This window comes from Maritimimonas sp. 2205BS37-2, assembly GCF_056591755.1.
The window spans coordinates 580365-600073 of record NZ_JBWQOI010000002.1 but is presented as its reverse complement, the minus strand read 5'-3'; the positions used below and the strand labels follow the sequence as shown (position 1 = coordinate 600073).

Annotated in this window: 22 protein-coding genes; 13 read left to right on the top strand and 9 right to left on the bottom strand. The window is 34.1% G+C overall.

Annotation, left to right across the window (positions count from 1 at the left end; translation table 11 throughout):
- The first annotated feature begins 32 nt into the window (after window positions 1–32).
- The 6 genes from AC1EUU_RS10120 (at window position 33) to AC1EUU_RS10095 (ending at window position 3234) form a co-directional block, all read left to right on the top strand.
- Complete coding sequence (locus AC1EUU_RS10120; protein ID WP_480201302.1) at window positions 33–761, top strand: cysteine hydrolase family protein; 729 nt, start codon at window positions 33–35, stop codon at window positions 759–761.
- 32 nt (window positions 762–793) lie between these two features.
- The gene (locus AC1EUU_RS10115; RefSeq protein WP_480201301.1) at window positions 794–1177 is read left to right on the top strand and encodes a DoxX family membrane protein; all 384 of its coding nucleotides are present in this window, start codon (window positions 794–796) and stop codon (window positions 1175–1177) included.
- Between the two features lie 153 nt (window positions 1178–1330).
- Window positions 1331–1651 (top strand): thioredoxin, encoded by a 321-nt coding sequence (gene trxA, locus AC1EUU_RS10110; protein WP_480201300.1) that lies wholly within the window; start codon window positions 1331–1333, stop codon window positions 1649–1651.
- A 41-nt stretch (window positions 1652–1692) separates the two neighbouring features.
- On the top strand, window positions 1693–2250 hold the full coding sequence (locus tag AC1EUU_RS10105; protein ID WP_480201299.1) for a carboxymuconolactone decarboxylase family protein: 558 nt from the start codon (window positions 1693–1695) through the stop codon (window positions 2248–2250).
- Window positions 2251–2308: 58 nt separating this feature from the next.
- Window positions 2309–2662 (top strand): nuclear transport factor 2 family protein, encoded by a 354-nt coding sequence (locus AC1EUU_RS10100; RefSeq protein WP_480201298.1) that lies wholly within the window; start codon window positions 2309–2311, stop codon window positions 2660–2662.
- A 116-nt stretch (window positions 2663–2778) separates the two neighbouring features.
- Window positions 2779–3234: a nuclear transport factor 2 family protein gene (locus AC1EUU_RS10095; RefSeq protein WP_480201297.1), complete on the top strand. Its 456-nt coding sequence runs from the start codon at window positions 2779–2781 to the stop codon at window positions 3232–3234.
- Between the two features lie 11 nt (window positions 3235–3245).
- Here AC1EUU_RS10095 and AC1EUU_RS10090 read toward each other — a convergent pair whose 3' ends face one another.
- The 3 genes from AC1EUU_RS10090 to AC1EUU_RS10080 all read right to left on the bottom strand — a co-directional run bounded on the left by AC1EUU_RS10090 (window position 3246) and on the right by AC1EUU_RS10080 (window position 5564).
- On the bottom strand, window positions 3246–4541 hold the full coding sequence (locus AC1EUU_RS10090; RefSeq protein ID WP_480201296.1) for an aminopeptidase P family protein: 1296 nt from the start codon (window positions 4539–4541) through the stop codon (window positions 3246–3248).
- A 67-nt stretch (window positions 4542–4608) separates the two neighbouring features.
- Window positions 4609–5193, bottom strand: coding sequence for a Crp/Fnr family transcriptional regulator (locus tag AC1EUU_RS10085; RefSeq protein ID WP_480201295.1), 585 nt, complete (start codon window positions 5191–5193; stop codon window positions 4609–4611).
- 86 nt (window positions 5194–5279) lie between these two features.
- Window positions 5280–5564 carry a hypothetical protein gene (locus AC1EUU_RS10080; protein ID WP_480201294.1) on the bottom strand — a complete coding sequence of 95 codons (285 nt, stop codon included), beginning with the start codon at window positions 5562–5564 and terminating at the stop codon, window positions 5280–5282.
- A gap of 133 nt (window positions 5565–5697) precedes the next feature.
- On the opposite strand from AC1EUU_RS10080, the gene AC1EUU_RS10075 reads away from it, so the two are divergent.
- Window positions 5698–6315 carry a DUF6973 domain-containing protein gene (locus AC1EUU_RS10075; protein WP_480201293.1) on the top strand — a complete coding sequence of 206 codons (618 nt, stop codon included), beginning with the start codon at window positions 5698–5700 and terminating at the stop codon, window positions 6313–6315.
- Between the two features lie 5 nt (window positions 6316–6320).
- Here the strand turns inward: AC1EUU_RS10075 and AC1EUU_RS10070 are convergent, their stop codons facing one another.
- Complete coding sequence (locus tag AC1EUU_RS10070; protein WP_480201292.1) at window positions 6321–7151, bottom strand: DUF5694 domain-containing protein; 831 nt, start codon at window positions 7149–7151, stop codon at window positions 6321–6323.
- Window positions 7148–7306 carry a hypothetical protein gene (locus AC1EUU_RS10065; protein ID WP_480201291.1) on the bottom strand — a complete coding sequence of 53 codons (159 nt, stop codon included), beginning with the start codon at window positions 7304–7306 and terminating at the stop codon, window positions 7148–7150. The genes AC1EUU_RS10070 and AC1EUU_RS10065 overlap by 4 nt, the downstream gene beginning before the upstream one ends.
- A gap of 53 nt (window positions 7307–7359) precedes the next feature.
- Here AC1EUU_RS10065 and AC1EUU_RS10060 point away from each other — a divergent pair, with 53 nt between their 5' ends.
- On the top strand, window positions 7360–8403 hold the full coding sequence (locus AC1EUU_RS10060) for a sensor histidine kinase (protein ID WP_480201290.1): 1044 nt from the start codon (window positions 7360–7362) through the stop codon (window positions 8401–8403).
- A 1-nt stretch (window position 8404) separates the two neighbouring features.
- The gene (locus AC1EUU_RS10055) at window positions 8405–9121 is read left to right on the top strand and encodes a LytR/AlgR family response regulator transcription factor (RefSeq protein WP_480201289.1); all 717 of its coding nucleotides are present in this window, start codon (window positions 8405–8407) and stop codon (window positions 9119–9121) included.
- Window positions 9122–9124: 3 nt separating this feature from the next.
- Here AC1EUU_RS10055 and AC1EUU_RS10050 read toward each other — a convergent pair whose 3' ends face one another.
- Window positions 9125–12307: a WD40/YVTN/BNR-like repeat-containing protein gene (locus AC1EUU_RS10050; protein WP_480201288.1), complete on the bottom strand. Its 3183-nt coding sequence runs from the start codon at window positions 12305–12307 to the stop codon at window positions 9125–9127.
- A gap of 161 nt (window positions 12308–12468) precedes the next feature.
- Here AC1EUU_RS10050 and AC1EUU_RS10045 point away from each other — a divergent pair, with 161 nt between their 5' ends.
- Both AC1EUU_RS10045 and AC1EUU_RS10040 read left to right on the top strand, forming a co-directional pair.
- Window positions 12469–13281, top strand: a complete 813-nt coding sequence (locus tag AC1EUU_RS10045; RefSeq protein ID WP_480201287.1) for a TPM domain-containing protein — start codon at window positions 12469–12471, stop codon at window positions 13279–13281.
- 7 nt (window positions 13282–13288) lie between these two features.
- Window positions 13289–14227 (top strand): MBL fold metallo-hydrolase, encoded by a 939-nt coding sequence (locus AC1EUU_RS10040; RefSeq protein WP_480201850.1) that lies wholly within the window; start codon window positions 13289–13291, stop codon window positions 14225–14227.
- 3 nt (window positions 14228–14230) lie between these two features.
- Here the strand turns inward: AC1EUU_RS10040 and AC1EUU_RS10035 are convergent, their stop codons facing one another.
- Together AC1EUU_RS10035 and der are read right to left on the bottom strand one after the other, a co-directional pair.
- Complete coding sequence (locus AC1EUU_RS10035; protein WP_480201286.1) at window positions 14231–15664, bottom strand: amidohydrolase; 1434 nt, start codon at window positions 15662–15664, stop codon at window positions 14231–14233.
- Window positions 15665–15721: 57 nt separating this feature from the next.
- On the bottom strand, window positions 15722–17026 hold the full coding sequence (der, locus tag AC1EUU_RS10030) for a ribosome biogenesis GTPase Der (protein WP_480201285.1): 1305 nt from the start codon (window positions 17024–17026) through the stop codon (window positions 15722–15724).
- A gap of 79 nt (window positions 17027–17105) precedes the next feature.
- Here der and AC1EUU_RS10025 point away from each other — a divergent pair, with 79 nt between their 5' ends.
- Window positions 17106–17624 (top strand): GTP-binding protein, encoded by a 519-nt coding sequence (locus AC1EUU_RS10025; protein WP_480201284.1) that lies wholly within the window; start codon window positions 17106–17108, stop codon window positions 17622–17624.
- Here the strand turns inward: AC1EUU_RS10025 and pyrF are convergent.
- Entirely contained in the window at window positions 17621–18430 is an 810-nt protein-coding gene (gene pyrF, locus AC1EUU_RS10020) for an orotidine-5'-phosphate decarboxylase (protein ID WP_480201283.1), read from the bottom strand. The two genes, AC1EUU_RS10025 and pyrF, sit on opposite strands and share 4 nt — an antisense overlap.
- A gap of 186 nt (window positions 18431–18616) precedes the next feature.
- Between pyrF and AC1EUU_RS10015 the strand changes: the two genes are divergently transcribed.
- Window positions 18617–19693: an ABC transporter permease gene (locus tag AC1EUU_RS10015; protein WP_480201282.1), complete on the top strand. Its 1077-nt coding sequence runs from the start codon at window positions 18617–18619 to the stop codon at window positions 19691–19693.
- Window positions 19694–19709 lie beyond the last annotated feature (16 nt).

Below are 19709 nucleotides of genomic sequence, written 5' to 3'. Positions count from 1 at the left end.
TAAACCGATTGTATAATTAAAATTTTAGAATAATGAAACAAATTAAAAAGGCATTACTATTTTTAAGTATTGCAATATCAAGTACTGCAGTTTTTGCACAATTACCAGATCCTGGGTTTAAAATTGATGATAGAACAGCTATCGTAATTACCGATCCTCAAAATGATTTTCTTAGCCCAGAAGGTGTAACATGGGGCGTAGTTGGCACCAGTGTAACAGAAAATAATACGGTTGCCAATATTGAAAAATTATTTAAGTTAGGTAGAGAACATAACTTACCTGTTTTTGTATCGCCGCACTATTATTACCCACATGATCATAAATGGAAGATTGAAGGTGCCTTAGAAGCTCTAATGCATAAAATAGGAATGTTTGACCGCAAAGATGCATTGTCTATAGATAAATTCGAAAATTCTGGAGCAGATTGGCTTGCACAGTATAAACCATATATTAATGACGGAAATACAGTAGTGACAAGCCCTCATAAGGTATATGGGCCAGATACGAATGATTTAGTATTGCAATTACGTAAAAGAGGTATTGAAAATGTAATTCTTGGCGGAATGTCAGCTAATTTATGTACAGAGTCACATATGCGAGAACTTGTAGAGCAAGGATTTAGAGTGGCCGTGGTAAAAGATGCTACAGCTGCAGCAAAGTTACCTGAATTAGATGGCTATCAAGCAGCTTTAACTAACTTTAGAATGATCTCTAGTCATGTATATACTACTGAAGAATTAGAGAAAGAGCTTAAGAAATAGTAACTTTAAAGACTAACCAAAATATATATAGTATGATCAATGGAAATTTATTAATTAGAATAGGAATGGGTTTGCTTTTTATTTGGGGTGGACTTGAAAAATTCTTTATTGGCTTTCTTGGAGGTGTAGGGCTCCAAAAGATGGCAGAAGGATTGCAAAGCATTGGCTTTGGATTTCTTGGAGATACCGGAAATTTAATATTGGCTGGTTTCTTAGCCTTAGCGGAATTAGTAGCAGGTATCGCCATATTATTAAACAAGAGATTGTTCGAAGCATATGGTGCTATGGCCGTTGTAATGTTAGTAGCATTAGTAATGGTTCATATTCCTTCGGGCAGTTGGATGAATAGTATGATACATGTTGCATTAACCTTAACCTTAACAGGATTAGCACATAATAATAAACAGAAAGCCTAAGCTACTTTTCGAAAATTGTAAAGCCCGATTCAAACGAATCGGGCTTCTTTTTTTAATGGAATATTGAACCTGTCCAATCCTTAGGAACTTTTGTCCATTTTCTTGCCTTAATATCTGCCGCATCTTTGTGTCAGAATTTAAAAACAAAGAATCATGGACATACAATTAGATCAAAAAGATTTTCAAAAAACAATAGAGGATAATAAAAATGTGCTAATCGATTTTTATGCCGATTGGTGTGGACCCTGTCAAACCTTATTACCAACAGTTCATAAACTAGCAGAAGAATTTGATGGCGATGTTACCATTAAAAAAGTAAATGTTGACCAAAACAGAGAACTAGCCATTCAGTTTGGTGTAAGAAGTATTCCAACCTTAGTTCATATTACTGATGGAAAAGAAGTTGGAAGACAAAACGGACTTATCTCTGAAAGAGATTTAAGAAATCAGATCAATCAATTAAAATCCGCATAAGCGAAAAAAATAAGTAATAACAATTTAAAAAATTAAACATTATGAGTACTAGAATTGAAACATTAAACCCAGAAACTACTACAGGAACGTCAAAAGAATTATTTGACGCAGTAAATAAAAAATTAGGCTTTATACCTAATTTGATTAAAGTATTTGGTAATTCACCAGCTACACTAAAAGCCTACTTGTCTTTAGGTGAAATCGCCGGAAGTGGAAACTTTAATGCAAAATTTAGAGAGCAATTAGCACTAGCAATTGCTGAAGAAAATAGCTGTAATTATTGCTTATCTGCACATACTGCAATTGGAAAAATGAGCGGATTAACCGACGAGCAAACAGAACAAAATCGTTTAGGTAAATCTGATGATGCAAAAGTAGAAGCAGGTTTAAAGTTTGCTCAATTGGTAACCAAAAACCGTGGAGTAGTGAGCAATCAAGAACTACAAGCAGTTAAAGACGCAGGTTATACAGATGGCGATGTGTTAGAAATAGTATTGAATGTAGTTTCGAATACATTAACAAATTATGTGAATCACATAGCCGAAACTGAGGTCGATTTCCCTAAAGTAGAGGCCGGAAGATTTGCTGTTGCACAATAAATATAAAATCAAGAGTGCCATAAATATTTATGGCGCTCTTATCTAAAATTAACGAATCATGGAAAACCAAATAAAAGAGGGACTTAAAGATTTAAAAGAATTACTTGGAAACGGACAGTTTTTAGAAGCAATGCATAAATACTTAGCGGATGATGTAGTATTGCAAGAAGCCAATGAAACTCCTAAAGTAGGTAAAGATGTATGTATACGGGCTGAAGAGGAATTATTAGCTGACGTTTCTGAATTTATTAGATACGACATTAAAAACGAATCAGTTTCGGGAGACATTTCTTACTACGAAGCTATTATGGAATTCAAAACGAAAGATGGCCAACATCATAAATTTGAACAAGTAAATAGAACGCAATGGAAGGATGGTAAGATTATTAATGAGCGTTATTATCACGCTTAAGTAATCTACGATCATAGATTAATGGTGAAAGCGAGTTTAGGCTCGCTTTTTTTGTTTAAGATTTTCTTAACACAGGGGCGATTTTTAATTCTATATCTTTGAGTAAAACCTTTATTATGAAATCTATAACCATACTTCTCGCACTTATTTTCACTTTACAATTAGCAGCCCAAGATAAAGCGCAGGTCATTAAAGATGTAACACAAGCAGGGTATAACTATATTGATACTTTTTATAAAGTTGATACAACACTTGCTTATAAAAGCGTTCATAAAGATTTACGAAAAGTAGGCTGGTGGTTTGACAAAAAAAAGGATGCCTATTCTGATAAATCTGAAATGTCTTTTGAAAGATTGATAAAACTTGCTAAAAGATGGAATGCTAAAGGAGACAGAACAAATGACCAATCGCCTAGAAAAGTTGAGGTATTAGAAGTTTCAGATAAAATAGCCGTTGTAAAGGTTGTGGCCGAGTGGGGAATAGATTATCTAAACATGGTAAAAACAGATGACGGTTGGAAAAGTATCAATATTGTTTGGCAATCACCACCTAAGTTTTCTTTAAAAGAATAAAAAAAACCGGTCTATGACCGGTTCATTATATCTTCAATTTCTTCAACTTCTATTGGGATATTCCTCATAAGGTTAAATGGGGAGTCTTTTTCTTGTATAATAACATCATCTTCTAATCGAACACCAAAACCTTCTTCAGGAATATAAATTCCGGGTTCTACGGTAAAGACCATATTTGCCACCATAGGTTCGGTTAAAATACCATAGTCATGTGTATCTAGACCAATATGATGAGAAGTACCATGCATAAAGTATTTTTTATAAGCCGGCCAATCAGGGTTTTCATTTTTTACATCCGCTTTATCAATTAATTTTAATCCTAAAAGCTCAGATGTCATTAATTTACCAACTTCAACATGATAGTCAGCCCAGATCGTACCCGGAACCAACATATTTGTGGCTTCATTTTTTACTCGTAATACCGCATTATAAACCTCTTTTTGCCTCTTGGTGAATTTACCAGACACTGGTATGGTACGAGTCATATCACTCGAATAGTTTGCATACTCCGCGCCTACATCCATTAAAATGAGATCACCAGGTTTACACTCTTGATTATTTTCTATATAATGTAAAACATTAGCATTAGTACCAGATGCTATAATTGGAGTATAAGCAAATCCTTTAGACCTATTTCGCAAAAATTCGTGCATGTATTCAGCCTCAATCTCATATTCCATTACACCAGGTTTTACAAAGTTGAGCACCCTTTTGAACCCTTTCTTAGTAATATCACAAGCTTTTTGCATTAAGTCTAGCTCTATCTGATCTTTTACAGAACGTAAACGTTGTAAGATTGGATTACTTTTAGCAACAGCATGTGCAGGGTACTTTTCTTTTAGCCATTTAGTATATCTATCCTCTCGAGTTTCTGTCACTACAGAGGCTCTATAATGTTCATTGGTATTAATATAAACTGTGTCACACTGGGTCATCAGTTCAAACATAACCTTTTCCATATCTTGTAACCAATATACGGTTTTAACTCCGCTGGTTTCAAACGCCTTTTCTTTGGTTAATTTTTCACCTTCCCAAACAGCAATGTGCTCATTTGTTTCGCGTAAGAATAAGATTTCACGATGCTTTTCTTTTGGACAATCGGGAAATAAAATCAAAATACTCTCTTCCTGATCTACTCCGCTTAAATAAAAAATATCTCGATGCTGTTCAAAAGGTAAGGTGCTATCTGCACTAACCGGATAAATATCATTAGAATTAAAAACTGCTAAGCTATTTGGTTTCATTTGAGCAGCGAAATTTTTACGATTCTTTATAAATAAATTTCGATCAATAAGGGCATATTTCATGGTAATAAGTATTATTAAGAGATTCAAAAATAATTAAAGATAAATTGAATTTACCAGCCAAATGGCGTTATTTTATTTCTTTACGTATTCTACTCATATGACGGGTAGAAATTCCTAAAAAGGATGATAGGTAGTGTAAGGGTACCTGTTGCAATAAATTAGGCTCATTGGCTAATAATTTTTTATAGCGTTCTTCTGGGCTATATATCAATAAATCGATGCGATAATCATCTATTAAGAAGATCTGGTTTTCGATAAGATTATAGTAAAAAGTATAAAAAGCCTTATTATTTTCTACAAGGTTTCTAAACGTCTCAAGATTTACCGTCATTAATTCGCAATCACTGATAGCTCTAATATTTTTTCTTGAAGGTATTTTGTGAAGAAAACTCTTTAATGCTGATGTACATGAATTTTTTAAAGCTAAATATGTGGTTTTTTCTTCGCGGCCTATTTCAATAGAGTGTTGTAAAATACCGCTCTTTAGATAGCAAAAATGCTTACATATTTGTCCTTCTTTTACTAGAAAATCATTTTTCTTAAGCTCTAAAATTTCGAATGAATCAATAATTTCTTCTACGTGGTTTTGTAATTTCTTATTATCTATAAATTTTAACACATAATTTTTAAAACCGGCGTCTAATTTTTTCATTTGTTAGTCAAAAGCTTTTAAGGGTTGAATTTAAAAATAAAAAAGCACCCTTTACAGAGTGCTTTATAAATTTTAAAACTGCTAGCTTATTTGTTCATAGCATTTTTAATTAATCCTACAATCGCCATCAAAACACCACCACCAACACCGCCTCCGGCAACGCTTCCTAAGATACCAGCAAGATCCATTTCTCCACCACCAACATCAAGGCCTACCATACTAAGTAGTTGACCGCCAAGACCACCACCAAGAATACCTAAAACGGAATTCCATAAAGTGCCCATAGAGGACTTTTTCATTAAAGATCCAGCTAAATTACCGCCTACGGCACCGCTGACAAGTTGTACGATTAATGGGAGTAAATTTTCCATAAAATTGAAAATATTTTGGTTAAGTAATTGTAAATTAACAAAATAAATAGTTATTTAACAATTATTCTTAGATTTAATTGCGAATATGCTAATTTAAAATTCTATTTTAGAGGGTCAACTTTGATTTGCTTTGATGAATATAAGAAAGCTATTTTACTTGTGCTTTATTTTTTTATTTTTTGGATGTTCCTCAGCCTTAAAAACGTCGTTTTCTAAGCTCTCCAAACCAGAAAAAAATTGGGTCTTGTGGCATCCTTTTAAAGCTAAACGAGCCTATAGTATCTCGAAAGAGGCAGAAAAGGTTAAAGATTCTATTTTAAATATAAATATTATTGATAGCGATAATAATGGAGGACAATTAGATGCGTTTAAGCATAGTTACTGGATGGCAAGATTAACACAAGGTATTGGTAGAAGAGCGGCCTATAGCTTAGGAAAAGCACATGAAAAGGGTAATTATTTGACGTATCAGAAACGAGCGCTAGAAGATGGTTTTTTACCGGATAAGCCATCAACTGAAATGGACTTACACAATAATAAAGTTGGAATATCAATTGGAAGACGATTAAAATCTGCTGCTAGAAGTACATTAATTCAGGCTGTTCTAGACTCGGTGAGAAAAGGCAAAACGATTGTCCTTCTAAAAGATGTAAACGGTCATTTCTTGTATTGTGATAAAAGTAGAATTCCACTTGACTCATTAAAGGGCAAGTGGAATACTAAAAAATGTTTAGTGCCTTCAAATAAGTAGTTTACTCATTTCAAATAAGTAGATAAAGGAACTAGATCATAAATCATACTGCGTTTGATGAACTTATTGAAAAATGCGGCATGCGTTGCGCCAGAAATAATCAGTAGCCGATCACTTTTGGTCATTTTAACTTTATTAATATTGGCAAATAATCTAATGTTTCGATGATAAAATTTAGCAGCTTCATCTGCTCCCTCAAAGGAGTTTTTTGAGTTTACAAGCATGAGCATATCAGCATTTATGTTTATTAAAAAGTTGTAAACTTTATCGGTATTCAATAATAATAAGGTGTTTTTTAATCCATTTTTTTCAACATTGTTAAGCACGGAGTTTTTTAACTCATCCAAATGTTTTAAAGTAGTATAAAATTTTTGAGCGTCTAATTTCTCAGCCAGGGCAGACATATCATAGTTATAGCTCATTTTATGATCAATGCCTATTATTTTTTGAACATTTGATAACCGTCCTATTTCGAATGCTAAAAGTTGAATTTCGTTGTTTTGATAATTGGTTTTAACCTTAGTGTTTTGCACATATTTTTTATAGTCATTTTCTAGTTCTTGTTGATATTTTGGTTGTTCTTCAACTAAGATAATTGTAGGCTTAAACTTTGCAATGGCCTTGGTGATTTTTTCGATTTCTAGCTTTGATTTTCTAGAGGCTTCATCATATTCTGTAGAATTAGCATCAGTAGTTTCACCCATGTGAAACACACCAATGTTGAGCACTTTAATTTTTTTAAGTTCTGAATCATGGCTTTGGCTGGTGCTTATTTGAGCCTGGTTGGTATTAGATAGAAGAACAATTAATGCAGTTAATAAAAAGTTGAGTTTCATAATAGGAGATTTAAAAATTCTTCAACAATGGTAGCAACAATTTTATGCTTAAAAATCAATTTTACATCAAAGGCCTTCAAAAATTGATGAACTAGAATTATTATAGGATCAATGATTACATCGGCTAAAACGAATGGTTCATGTAATAAAAGCATGATTTTGTCTAAAACATGTTTATCTTCTTCACTTTCGTGCTATTTTTGATTATATGAAGATTAATAAGGAATTCACTTTTAACTTATTAGTGATATTAGTTTTATGGAGTTTAGAGATATTGGGTAATATTATTTTAAAAGATATTTCTTTATCTGAGTATAAATTATCTATATCATTATTTTCACTCACATTTTTAACCACCTCGCTTCTTGTTTATTACTTAAACTATGTGATTTTTATTCCGCAACTTATTACCGATAGAAAATATGCCAAATATGCTCTGTCGTTTGTAGCAATGTGTTTTCTGTTTGCCAGTATTCGGTTTTTTTTAGATGAGGTTTTGGTATTTAATTTTACAGGTCGTCATAACTACTTTTATGATAAAATTGATTTTAGTTTTATTAAAAATTATTTTTTCGATAGTTTTTATTACACCTTACGCATTTCTTTATTAAGTGGTATTATAGCGTTGTTTTTTCGCTATAAAGAAAGCCAAGGGAAAAATCATCAGCTCGAACTAGAGAATAAACAAGCACAACTGTCGGTGTTAAAATCTCAGATTAGCCCACATTTTTTATTTAATACATTAAATAGCTTTTATGCCAATTTGATTGACACAAAACCAGAAATGGCAAATGATATTTTGAAGTTATCTAATTTGATGCGTTATGTAACATACGAAGCTACTGATGACTTTACTTTGTTAAAGAAAGAAGTGGCATTTGTAAAAGATTATCTTCATTTTTATAAACGGAGGTACGAAGACAATCTACATGTTTATTTAACCGTCAATGGGAATGTAAAAGAACAAAAAATTCCAGCAATGATGTTGATCCACTTTATCGAAAATGTGTGTAAGCATGGAATTATTAACGACAAAAATAGGCCGGCGGAAATAGTAATTAATGTTCACAAAAAATCGTTAGAAGTTAATACCAAAAATTTTATTAATGAGGCCGAAAAATATTCTGATAATGGTGTGGGAACTAAAAATATGGAAAAACGATTAAGTGTTATCTTTAAAGATTCCTATGAACTAACTTCGTCTAAAGAAGATAAAATTTTCAATTCTTATTTTAAAATTCCATTAAGATAAAATGAGTGATTTACTAAAATGTATTATTGTAGATGATGAACCACCGGCAATTAGGTTACTAAGCAAATATATTGAGAAAGTATCTTTTTTAGAATTGGTTAAATCATTTACAAATCCGCTAGAAGCATTACGGTATTTCGAAAGTAATAATGTTGATGTTCTTTTTTTAGATATCCAGATGCCCGAAATAACAGGCCTACAACTCTCCAAAATTATTAGTAAAAATACGCAAGTAATTTTCACAACTGCTTATCCTCAATTTGCGATAGATAGTTATGAAGTAGAAGCCAAAGATTATTTGTTAAAACCAATTGCATTTGAGCGTTTTTATAAGGCCATTACTAAATTGAAGATTAAGACCGTTGATCATAGTTTTACAAAAGTGAAAACTGAGGGCAACTATATCTTTTTTAAAACAGACGGAAAAAATAAATTCTCAAAAGTATTTCTAGACGATATATTATTCGTAGAAGGACTGAAGAACTATATATGCATTCACCTACAGAATGAGCAAATAATCACCTATAATACTTTAAAAAAAATTAAAGCGAGTTTACCCGAAGACAATTTTATTCAGATTCATAAATCGCATATCATTTCATTAAAGCATATTGATAAGATTTATAATGACACTGTTTTGATAAATAAAAAAGAGCTTTCTATAGGTAATACCTTTAGAAAACCCTTTTTTGAAAAAATTGCCAAGAATAAACTATAAGAATTATTCTTTTAACTCTTTATAATCTTTAAATAAACTTAGATTTAAATTTTCAATTTGCTTTCTATAATAGGGCCAACTATCTTTATAAAACGCGTTAATTGGTCTTATAGCGTTATCAACTTTTTCATTTGCATTTTTAATAGCATCATTTTCCGTTTTACCGGGCATTTGTAATAAAGAACCTACATAGCGTCGGGCAGTATTTATAAATGTTAATGGGGTAGGATCTGGATTTCTTGTAATTCCTTGGCGTTTGTCTTCTTTTCCGATCATTCCATCTATTAATTTACCAATGGTCTTAGTGATAGAGTCTGTTGCCTTTATGGCATCTTTATATTGATCGCCTTTTTGCTCTTTCAACTGCTTTTTATATGATGCGGCTATTTTCTTCGATTCTTTTAATTGTTCTAATGCTTTTGATACTAAACTTGTCTTTTTCTCCAATTGCTTAAGCAGATCATACTTTGCCTTTAATGTACTTGCTGGCATATCAACTCTTGGGTCATAAGCTACTGAAACAGTTGTAGAATCTTTATTAGAGCCATAGTGAATCACCACTTTATAATCGCCTGGTAATACGGTCACCCCTCTAGGCTCAGGTCCATTTTTTCTAGCTGATCTTCTAGAAGGTCGTTGAACACCTTTTTCATTTAGTCTCCAATACAAACGATGTATTCCATTCTCTTTAGGTGCCTTACGCTTTAAGGTTCTAATAAGTTTGTCTTGTGAATTGTAAACTTTAACAATGAGCGAATCACTTATCTTTTTGGAAGTGCTCTTAGCATCATTTTTTGCTTCATCTTTTGTTTCAGGTTTGTTGATACTATAACTAATCATAGCACCACGACGCCTGTTTTCACCATTAAATATTGCATTACCTCCGAAGCGAGTTCCTAAGGGCTGTTGAATCTGATTAATATATGCTTTTGGAGCCTCAAATACATTTAAGGCTTTGTTTAATTCGCTCGCACCTTTCTGTGCTAATTCTCTTAATGGGCGAATATCGTCTAATACATAAAAGGAACGTCCGAACGTACCAACAACAAGATCATGCTCACGAGGATGTATTCCTAAATCCATGGTAGGAACTGAAGGATAACCTTCTGTCCATTTTGTCCAATTTTTACCTTCATCAATAGAAATATATAATCCATTTTCGGTACCCAAAAACAATAAGTTTTTTTCAATAGGATCTTGAATTAATGAAAGCGAATACCCGAAGGTTTCCTCTTTTTTATCAAGTAAACTTTCCCAGGTTTTTCCATAATCTCTGGTTCTAAATAAATAAGGTTTAAAATCAAAATTTCTGTAATTATTAACTACAGCATAGGCTTCGCCCGCGTTAAAAGGAGATGCTTTTATTTGAGCGATCCAACTGCCTTTTGGAAAGCTTTTGTTTTTAGGGGTTACATTGCTCCAAGTTGTACCTCCATCTCTGGTTAATTGTATTAATCCGTCATCGGTTCCAACCCATAATAGTCCTTTTTCTAGCTGAGTGGGCGTAATAGCTAAAATAGTTGTGTGATTTTCTGCGCCGGTAGCATCCATGGTAATTCCGCCACTCTCATGTTGTTTTTGTTTTGACTTATCATTGGTTGTAAGATCTGGAGAAATGATTTCCCATTCATGACCTTTATTTGATGATTTATGTACAAACTGACTGCCAAAATAAATGGTTTCGTTATCGTGAGGGTCTAAGGCAATAGCAGAATTCCAATTGAAACGGAGTTTTATTTTAGAATCTGGATGTGTGGGACGAATGATTTTACCATTTCCTGTTTCTCGATCATAACGCACAATAAACCCTTGTTGCGACATGCTATATCCATAACGAGTATCTTTAGGGTCGGGAACTACATCAAAACCATCACCAAAAGAAATTTCTTGCCAATATGCATTTCTAATACCTTGCGCTTTTAGAACATATGCTGGTCCTGCCCAAGATCCATTGTCTTGCATTCCTCCATAGAGATTGTAAGGATATTCCATGTCATAAGAAATATGATAGAATTGTCCTACAGGCAAATTTTCAACAAATCGCCACGTTTTACCTCGATCTTTAGTAATATTTAGTCCGCCATCATTACCGTCTATCATAAAATTAGGATTCTCAGGATGTATCCACCAAGCATGATGGTCTGGATGTACACCAACATTAGTATTGTACGCCGGCATAAGCTGTTTAAATGTCTTACCACCATCTTCACTGACGTTTACGTAAGTGAAAACACTATAAATTCTATTCTCATTAGAAGGGTCAACGAAGATATCAGAATAGTAAAAAGGTCGATTTCCTATGCCCGGTTTATCATTTATTTTTTTCCATTTAGCACCGCCATCAATAGATTTGTATAAGGCATTTTTCTTTGCTTCAACTAAAGCATAGATGATGTTTGTGCTGCTAGGCGCTATGGCAATACCGATTCTTCCTAAGTTACCCTTTGGCAAGCCTTCTTTGCTAGTGATCTTTTTCCAATTCTCACCTCCATCATGTGTGATATAGAGACCAGACCCTTCTCCTCCAGAATTAAAGGTCCAAGGTTTACGACGATGCTCCCACATGGCAGCAATTAATTTATTCGGATTGTTCGGATCTACAACAAGGTCGGCAGCCCCAGTTTTATTATTTACAAATAGTATTTTATTCCACGTTTTTCCGTCGTCTGTAGTTTTAAATATACCTCGCTCAGGATGCTCACCCCATGGAGAACCAATAGCTCCAACATAAATGGTATTCGGATCATCACGGTCTATTATAATTCTATGGATGTTACGTGTTTTCTCTAATCCCATAGATTTCCAAGTTTTACCGCCATCTAAACTCTTGTAAATTCCATAGCCACCATTTAAAGAATTACGTGGATTTCCTTCACCAGTTCCTACCCAAATAACATCAGGGTTACTCTGTTGAATAGCAATAGCACCAATTCCTAATAAGGGCTGATCGTCAAAAATAGGTTTCCAATCGATTCCACCACTTTCAGATTTCCAAACGCCACCAGAAGCCGCACCTACATAAATAATATCTGGATTCTTATTTACAACATCTATGGCAGTGATACGTCCGCTCATACCTGCCGGACCAATTGCTCGTGGTTTTATATTTTTAAACTTTGAAATATCTAGCTGTTGTGCAGAAATAACAAAACAACCTAAAAAGAAAAAGGCGAGTAGTTTTTTCATTGTATTTGAGTTTGGTTAAAAGGACTTCTAAAGTAATTTGATTTTTGATGAGAACCTAATTTTTAACACTCTGGTAACACATTAATAGTAGATGCTACTAATAGAATAGACAAGTACATTTTTAGTATATTGCAATTTTAAAATTGGGATCTAATAAATTGATGCGAAAACGACCAACTAAATACCTTCAATCAACTTTCTTACTGCTTTTTCTTATTTGTTCTAGCATTGCCTTTGGTCAAATAGAAATCCCACCAAAACCTGAGCTGCAAACAAGCGTTTATGATGGCGCTAAGATGTTAAGTGGTTATGAGAAGCAAGCCTTGGAACAAAAGTTAATAAATTATGCAGATTCTACATCCACACAGATCGTAGTTGCAACCATTACCACTTTAAATGGAGAAAACATATCATTATATGCTACAGAATGGGCTCATAAGTGGGGAATTGGTCAAGAAGATAAAGACAATGGTGTCATTGTTCTAGTTGCAAAAGATGATAGAAAATTAGCAATACAAACAGGATATGGTGTTGAGCACTTACTTACAGATAATTTAGCGAAACGTATTATTACAAATATAATTACTCCTGAGTTTAAGAAAGGTAATTTCTATGGAGGCTTAGATCGCGGTACTTCTGCGATTATTGATATATTAAGCGGAGCGTATAAAGAAACACGTGATTTTAAGACTGAAGGCAAAATACCAATATTCTTTATAATTCTATTCTTTATTATTTTGCTCATTATACTGTCTAACAGGAAGCGAGGCGGACGTGGTGGAGGAAGACGTTATAGAGATGATGGCACGGCACGTTCAATATTAGAAGCCATAATTTTAAGTAATGCCGGTCGTGGTGGTTTTGGCGGCGGCGGTGGTTTCGGAGGAAGCTCAGGCGGCGGCTTTGGTGGCGGTTTCGGCGGTGGTTTCGGCGGCGGCGGCTTTGGTGGTGGAGGAGCTTCTGGAGGATGGTAATCTAGATATGAAATATTCAGTCTATATTTTTTTAACGGTTTTTATGTTTTCTTGTACAAAGGAGCATAAAAGCTCTATTGAAAAACCTTTAAATCCATATATATTAGTTCTTGGAATTGCACAAGATGCCGGATATCCTCAAATTGCCTGTGAAAAAGAATGTTGCAAGCTTCTAGATCAAAACACCAAAGGCAAAAAAATGGTTAGCTCAATTGCCTTGGTTGACCCTGTCTCCAATGAAAGCTGGGTATTTGATGCTACTCCCGATTTTACAGAACAGGCAAAAACAGTTTCTAAGCATATAAAAGATAAACAGTTGCCTGACGGAATATTTCTAACACATGGACATATTGGTCATTATACAGGATTAATGTATCTAGGGAGGGAGGCAATGAGTGCAAATAAATTACCTGTATATACAATGCCGAGAATGCAAAAGTACCTTTCAGAGAATGGTCCATGGAGCCAGTTAGTAAAATTGAAAAATATTGAATTGATATCATTAAAAAGTGATTCTACAGTAGTATTGAACGAAAGAATTTCTGTAAAACCAATTCTGGTTCCACATCGTGATGAATTTACAGAAACCGTTGGTTTTATAATTAATAATCAAAACAAAAAAGCGCTATTTATTCCAGATATTGATAAATGGAGCAAATGGGAAAAAAGCATTACTTCATATATCAAACAAGTTGATATAGCTTTATTAGATGCTACCTTTTTTAAAAATGGTGAAATCAATCGAGATATGAGTGAAGTGCCACATCCATTTGTAGAAGAAAGCATGCATATTTTTAAGGCGCTTTCAAAAGAGCAAAAAAGAAAAATTTACTTCATCCATTTTAATCATACAAATCCGTTATTGATTGAAGGTAGCAGTGCTCAAGAACAGGTAAAACAGAATGGGTTTAATATAGCTCAACAAGAAATGACTATTCCCTTCTAAAAATTACTTTCTATAATTTAATGCAGGAGTCCTTTCACCTAATAAAGGAATGTATTTAAAATCAGCACCTCTTCGTTTAATAAACTCTTCTTTTGCTTTATCTATGATGGTTTGATCAGTAAACAAGTCTATGGCGGTTAACGCTAATGTTTTAGCGGCAACCATCATGCCTTTATTACCAATATCGGTTCCACCCGCCGACACGGCTTGCCAACTGTGCGCTGGAGTGCCAGGTACCCAGGTAGCAGCTCTCATGCCTACAGTGGGAACTGCAAAACTCACATCGCCAACGTCTGTAGACCCCGAACCTTTAGAGTTTAAGTTCGTTTCATATGGAAAAACCCCTTCTGTATATGTAAGATCTAAAGATGCTATACCAAGGCTTTTAGAAATTTTCTCAGCAAATACCTTTTCTTCAGGCGTATAGTTAAACCCTCCTACAGTAGTTAAATTATCATGCATTAATTTTTGCAATGTTAGATTATGAAGCATTTCATGCGTGCCTCCAATCATTTCATAATCCATGGTGGTGCCTGTTCCCAATGCTGCTCCCTCTGCGGTTTTAACGATCCTATCAAAGATCTTTATAACTTCATCTCTTCTCGGGTGTCTTGAATAGTAATAGACTTCAGCATAATTAGGAACAACATTTGGAGCTTTTCCTCCATCGGTAATTACATAATGAATTCGAGCTTCTTGAGGGATGTGTTCGCGCATCATATTAACCATGTAATTCATAGCTTCAACAGCGTCTAAAGCTGAACGACCTTGGTCGGGTGCACCTGCGGCATGAGCAGAAACACCATAGAATCTAAATTTTGCTGATTTGTTAGCAAGTGCTATACGAGGATTAGCACTGTTTTTATTACTTGCATGCCAGTGTAAAACAACATCTACATCATTAAAAAGACCTTCTCGTGTCATGTAAACTTTACCAGAACCTCCTTCTTCGGCAGGGCATCCGTAAAACCGTACTGTACCTTTTGTATTCGTTGCTTTTAGCCAGTTTTTAACTTCTATAACTGCTGCAGTTGAAGCGGTTCCAAACAAATGATGCCCACATGCATGCCCTGCTTTTCCATTAGCCGATTTCTTCTCAGGAACTGCCTGTTGTGATAAACCAGGGAGTGCATCATATTCTCCTAAGATAGCAATCACAGGACTCCCAGAGCCGTATTCAGCTATAAAAGCAGTAGGAATACCAGCAACACCTTTTTTTATAGTAAACCCTTCGTCATTTAAGTTTTTTTGTAATAAAGCGGCGCTCTTTTCCTCTTGATAACCCATCTCGGCATAATTCCAAATAGCTTGAGCAACATTACTGTATTTAGCTTTTTTAGCATCAATTTTCTTTAAAACTTCTTGTTTTGTTTTTTGACCAAAAAGAATTGAGGTACAAAAAAATACACATAACGTAATTACTATTTTAAGGTTCATGATAGTACATTTTGAATTGGAGAAATAAATGTACAAAATAATAAGAATAAGAGAGGGTTACTTCTTTCTAAAATAGATTACTATGGGTACTCCAGTAAAATTAAAATGCGTTCTCAATTTATTTTCAATAAATCGTTTGTACGGGTCTTTTACATACTGAGGAAGGTTAGCAAAAAAGGCAAACTGAGGAGTTGGAGTTGGCAGTTGCGTACAGAATTTAATCTTTACATATTTCCCTTTATATGCTGGTGGAGGATTTTGTTTAATGATATCTAACATTGTATCATTTAGCTTACTTGTAGAGATTCTATTAGTTCTGTTTTTGTGAACTTCAACAGCTGTTTCTATCGCTTTAAAAATCCGTTGTTTTGTTAATGCCGAAATGAATAAAATGGGTACATCCGTAAAAGGAGCTATTTCTTTTCTGATTTTTGCTTCATAGTCTTTGACGGTATAATTGTCTTTTTCAACAAGATCCCATTTATTAACTAGAATGACCACTCCCTTTTTATTTTTCTCTGCTAGCCAAAAGATGTTTTGGTCTTGCCCTTCAAATCCTCGGGTAGCATCTAAAACCAATATGGCAACATCGCAGTGTTCAATGGCCCGAACAGAGCGCATAACAGAATAGAATTCTAAATCTTCTTTTACTTTTGATTTCCTTCTAATACCAGCTGTGTCAACTAAATTAAATTCAAACCCAAATCGGTTATATTTGGTATCAATAGCGTCACGCGTTGTCCCGGCAATATCGGTAACGATATAACGATCTTCACCTATAAGTGCATTGATAAATGAAGATTTACCTGCATTCGGACGTCCAACTACTGCGAATCGAGGGAGCTCATCAATAGCTTCATCTTCTAATTCAGGTAATACCTCTACCAATGCGTCTAATAACTCACCTGTGCCACTTCCATTTATACTGGCAATCGGATAGTACTCTCCAAGACCAAGAGAATAAAATTCTACGGCATTATCTCTACGTTTGTTATTATCTACTTTATTAACTGCAAGTAGTACAGGTTTTTTAACCTTACGAAGTATACTGGCAACTTCTTCATCCATACCGGTAACTCCAGTTTCAACATCTACCATAAAAATAATGGCATCGGCTTCATCTATGGCAAGTTCAACTTGCTTATCAATTTCAGCTTCAAAAATATCATCAGAACCAACCACATAACCACCAGTATCAATTACAGTAAACTCTTTGCCATTCCATTCAGACTTACCATAATGGCGATCACGTGTAACACCACTCACAGCATCGACAATTGCTTCGCGACGCTGGATCAATCTGTTAAAAAAAGTAGACTTTCCTACATTAGGTCTTCCTACTACGGCAACGATGTTTCCCATGATACTATATAATTGGGTGCAAAGATAACTTATTAGTTATAGATTTAATAAATTTAATCTCGCTATTAAATATGTTTTAATGAGTACATCTTTATTTAACAATCAGTTAAACAAAATCGTTCTTAAACCACGCTTTTCTTTCCAACAGAAAGAAGGAAAAGAAGTGCTACTTGAAAAATTCAAAAGGGCATTTGAATTATCCTCTCAAAACTTGAGGGGGAAAGCGGTTGGTGACCATATTGTTATTGATGTTGCTAAAAAAGAGGAACACTTTTGGTCACCACAATTACAAATTGAAATTGAGGCTATTGAAGAGAACACTTCACTGATAAAAGGGTTATTTGGGCCAAAACCACAATTATGGACGCTATTTATGTTCATCCACTTTGCTGTAGCATTAACATTTGTCATTTTTATGGTGATGTTATACACTAATTGGAGCTTGGAAAACGACTATACTTTTTCTTTACTAATGACAATTGCCATGCCTGTCTTATGGGTATTATTTTATCTTTTCGGGCGATGGGGTAAGAAAAAAGGACATGGTCAAATGGTTGAATTGAGCCAATTTTTAAAGGAGGTTTTAGAAAATAACTAAATGTATTTTTTCATTTCCTTTTGTAGTTCAAGAGCTTTTTCTTGTGCTTTTTTAGCAAAATCAGATGTATTAGAAGCATAAATTATGCCTCGAGAAGAGTTAATTAATAACCCGATGTCATTATTTAATCCAAACTTACAAACATCTTCAAGTTTACCGCCTTGAGCTCCAACGCCGGGTACTAATAAAAAATGATTGGGTACTATTTTCCTTATTTCAGCGAAATACTCTGGGCGTGTGGCGCCTACTACATACATAAGCTGATTTGAATTTTTCCAGTTTAGCGAAGTTTTTAGAACTTTTTTATAGAGTTCTTCATTATTGATTTGAAGCGTTTGAAAATCTAACCCACCAGTATTTGAGGTTAGTGCTAACATGATAGTGAATTTGTCTTCAAATGCCAAGAACGGTTCAACCGAATCGCTACCCATATAAGGTGCGACTGTTACCGAATCAAAACTAAGGTCTTCAAAAAAGGCTTTAGCATAGCGTGTCGAAGTATTGCCAATATCTCCTCGTTTTGCGTCTGCAATTGTGAAAATTTCAGGATACTTTTCGTTTAAGTAATCAATGGTTTTTTGCAGCGCGAGCCATCCTTTAATACCATAAGCTTCATAAAAAGCAATGTTTGGTTTATAGGCTACAGTTAGATGATGGGTTGCATCAATAATCTGTTTATTAAACTCAAATATAGGATCATTTGCATTTAATAGATGAAGTGGTATTTTTTCTAGATCTACATCTAATCCAATACATAAAAATGATTTCTTTTTTCTAATCTGCTCAACGAGTTGTTGTCTTGTCATTGCCTAAAACGATAAGTTGTGCAAAGATATCCATTTTAGTGAACGTATTATATTGACATTTAAATTAATATTTAATAAAATGTGATAGTTAAAAATGATAAATTAATAAATCTATGGTCTAAATGAACTCTTACAGATAAAATTGATTTTGATTAAGCTATATTTGACAATTAAATACAGATTTTTTTGATTAACTATATTCTAAACAAGTCTTTATATGGAGTTTTAACACTTTTTGGAGTGGTCACCGTTATTTTTATTCTGTTTACAATTTTACCTGGAGACCCCGCTCGAATGATGTTAGATCAACGCGAAGATAGCGAGCAGTTGTTAGCTGTTAAGAAAAAATATGGCTTTGATAAACCAATCACAACGCAATACCTGTATTATCTAAATGATTTGTCGCCAATTTCCATTCATAGTAAAGATGCTAATGACTATACATATTTAGAATCTGGTAAATATTCATTTTTTAAACTACTATCCATTAAAAATTCAACGATGGTGGTTAAATGGCCTTACTTGCGTGAATCTTTTCAGAAGAATGGCAAAAGTGTTGCGCAGGTCATTGGAGAGACTTTACCTAACACCTTTGTTTTGGCTGTGTCTGCAATCACTATTGCAATTTTAATCGGTGTTTTTTTTGGAATAATATCGGCTATTTTTAAAGATACCTTCTTAGACCGATTTATATCTGTTGTTAGTACCTTGGGGATGAGTGTTCCGTCCTTCTTTTCGGCAATTATTTTTGCGTGGTTTTTCGGATTTATCTTACATAAGTATACAAATTTAAATATGACGGGCAGTCTATACGAGGTTGATGATTTTGGAGAAGGAAAATATATTGTTCTAAAGAATTTATTATTGCCGGCCATCGTTTTAGGAATTCGACCTTTAGCAGTTGTTATTCAGTTGATGAGGAATTCTTTATTGGAGGTGATGAACCAAGATTATATTAGAACCGCAAAAGCTAAAGGATTAACAATGTTTAAAATAATACGCAGACATGCATTAAAAAATGCATTAAATCCTGTAATTACAGCAGTTTCAGGGTGGTTTGCTTCAATGTTAGCTGGAGCTGTGTTCGTAGAATACATCTTTAATTGGAATGGTCTTGGTAAAGAAATCGTAAACGCGTTGAATACGCTGGATTTACCTATCATTATGGGTAGTGTACTCGTAATCGCTACTATGTTTATTATAATCAATATTTTTGTGGATGTTGTCTATGGATGGCTAGATCCGCGTGTAAAACTCAAATAACAACAAACTGAATCTT

Excerpts from the sequence above, each read along its gene's own strand:
- pyrF (WP_480201283.1), bottom strand. The coding sequence starts at position 18,430 with ATGACAAGACAACAACTCGTTGAGCAGATTAGAAAAAAGAAATCATTT.
- AC1EUU_RS10080 (WP_480201294.1), bottom strand. The coding sequence starts at position 5,564 with ATGGAAAATTTACTCCCATTAATCGTACAACTTGTCAGCGGTGCCGTA.
- AC1EUU_RS10075 (WP_480201293.1), top strand. The coding sequence starts at position 5,698 with ATGAATATAAGAAAGCTATTTTACTTGTGCTTTATTTTTTTATTTTTT.
- AC1EUU_RS10035 (WP_480201286.1), bottom strand. The coding sequence starts at position 15,664 with ATGAACCTTAAAATAGTAATTACGTTATGTGTATTTTTTTGTACCTCA.
- AC1EUU_RS10070 (WP_480201292.1), bottom strand. The coding sequence starts at position 7,151 with ATGAAACTCAACTTTTTATTAACTGCATTAATTGTTCTTCTATCTAAT.
- AC1EUU_RS10025 (WP_480201284.1), top strand. The coding sequence starts at position 17,106 with ATGAGTACATCTTTATTTAACAATCAGTTAAACAAAATCGTTCTTAAA.
- AC1EUU_RS10060 (WP_480201290.1), top strand. The coding sequence starts at position 7,360 with ATGAAGATTAATAAGGAATTCACTTTTAACTTATTAGTGATATTAGTT.
- AC1EUU_RS10095 (WP_480201297.1), top strand. The coding sequence starts at position 2,779 with ATGAAATCTATAACCATACTTCTCGCACTTATTTTCACTTTACAATTA.
- AC1EUU_RS10050 (WP_480201288.1), bottom strand. The coding sequence starts at position 12,307 with ATGAAAAAACTACTCGCCTTTTTCTTTTTAGGTTGTTTTGTTATTTCT.
- AC1EUU_RS10090 (WP_480201296.1), bottom strand. The coding sequence starts at position 4,541 with ATGAAATATGCCCTTATTGATCGAAATTTATTTATAAAGAATCGTAAA.
- der (WP_480201285.1), bottom strand. The coding sequence starts at position 17,026 with ATGGGAAACATCGTTGCCGTAGTAGGAAGACCTAATGTAGGAAAGTCT.
- AC1EUU_RS10040 (WP_480201850.1), top strand. The coding sequence starts at position 13,289 with ATGAAATATTCAGTCTATATTTTTTTAACGGTTTTTATGTTTTCTTGT.
- AC1EUU_RS10055 (WP_480201289.1), top strand. The coding sequence starts at position 8,405 with ATGAGTGATTTACTAAAATGTATTATTGTAGATGATGAACCACCGGCA.
- AC1EUU_RS10100 (WP_480201298.1), top strand. The coding sequence starts at position 2,309 with ATGGAAAACCAAATAAAAGAGGGACTTAAAGATTTAAAAGAATTACTT.
- AC1EUU_RS10045 (WP_480201287.1), top strand. The coding sequence starts at position 12,469 with ATGCGAAAACGACCAACTAAATACCTTCAATCAACTTTCTTACTGCTT.
- AC1EUU_RS10115 (WP_480201301.1), top strand. The coding sequence starts at position 794 with ATGATCAATGGAAATTTATTAATTAGAATAGGAATGGGTTTGCTTTTT.
- trxA (WP_480201300.1), top strand. The coding sequence starts at position 1,331 with ATGGACATACAATTAGATCAAAAAGATTTTCAAAAAACAATAGAGGAT.
- AC1EUU_RS10085 (WP_480201295.1), bottom strand. The coding sequence starts at position 5,193 with ATGAAAAAATTAGACGCCGGTTTTAAAAATTATGTGTTAAAATTTATA.
- AC1EUU_RS10065 (WP_480201291.1), bottom strand. The coding sequence starts at position 7,306 with ATGCTTTTATTACATGAACCATTCGTTTTAGCCGATGTAATCATTGAT.
- AC1EUU_RS10120 (WP_480201302.1), top strand. The coding sequence starts at position 33 with ATGAAACAAATTAAAAAGGCATTACTATTTTTAAGTATTGCAATATCA.
- AC1EUU_RS10105 (WP_480201299.1), top strand. The coding sequence starts at position 1,693 with ATGAGTACTAGAATTGAAACATTAAACCCAGAAACTACTACAGGAACG.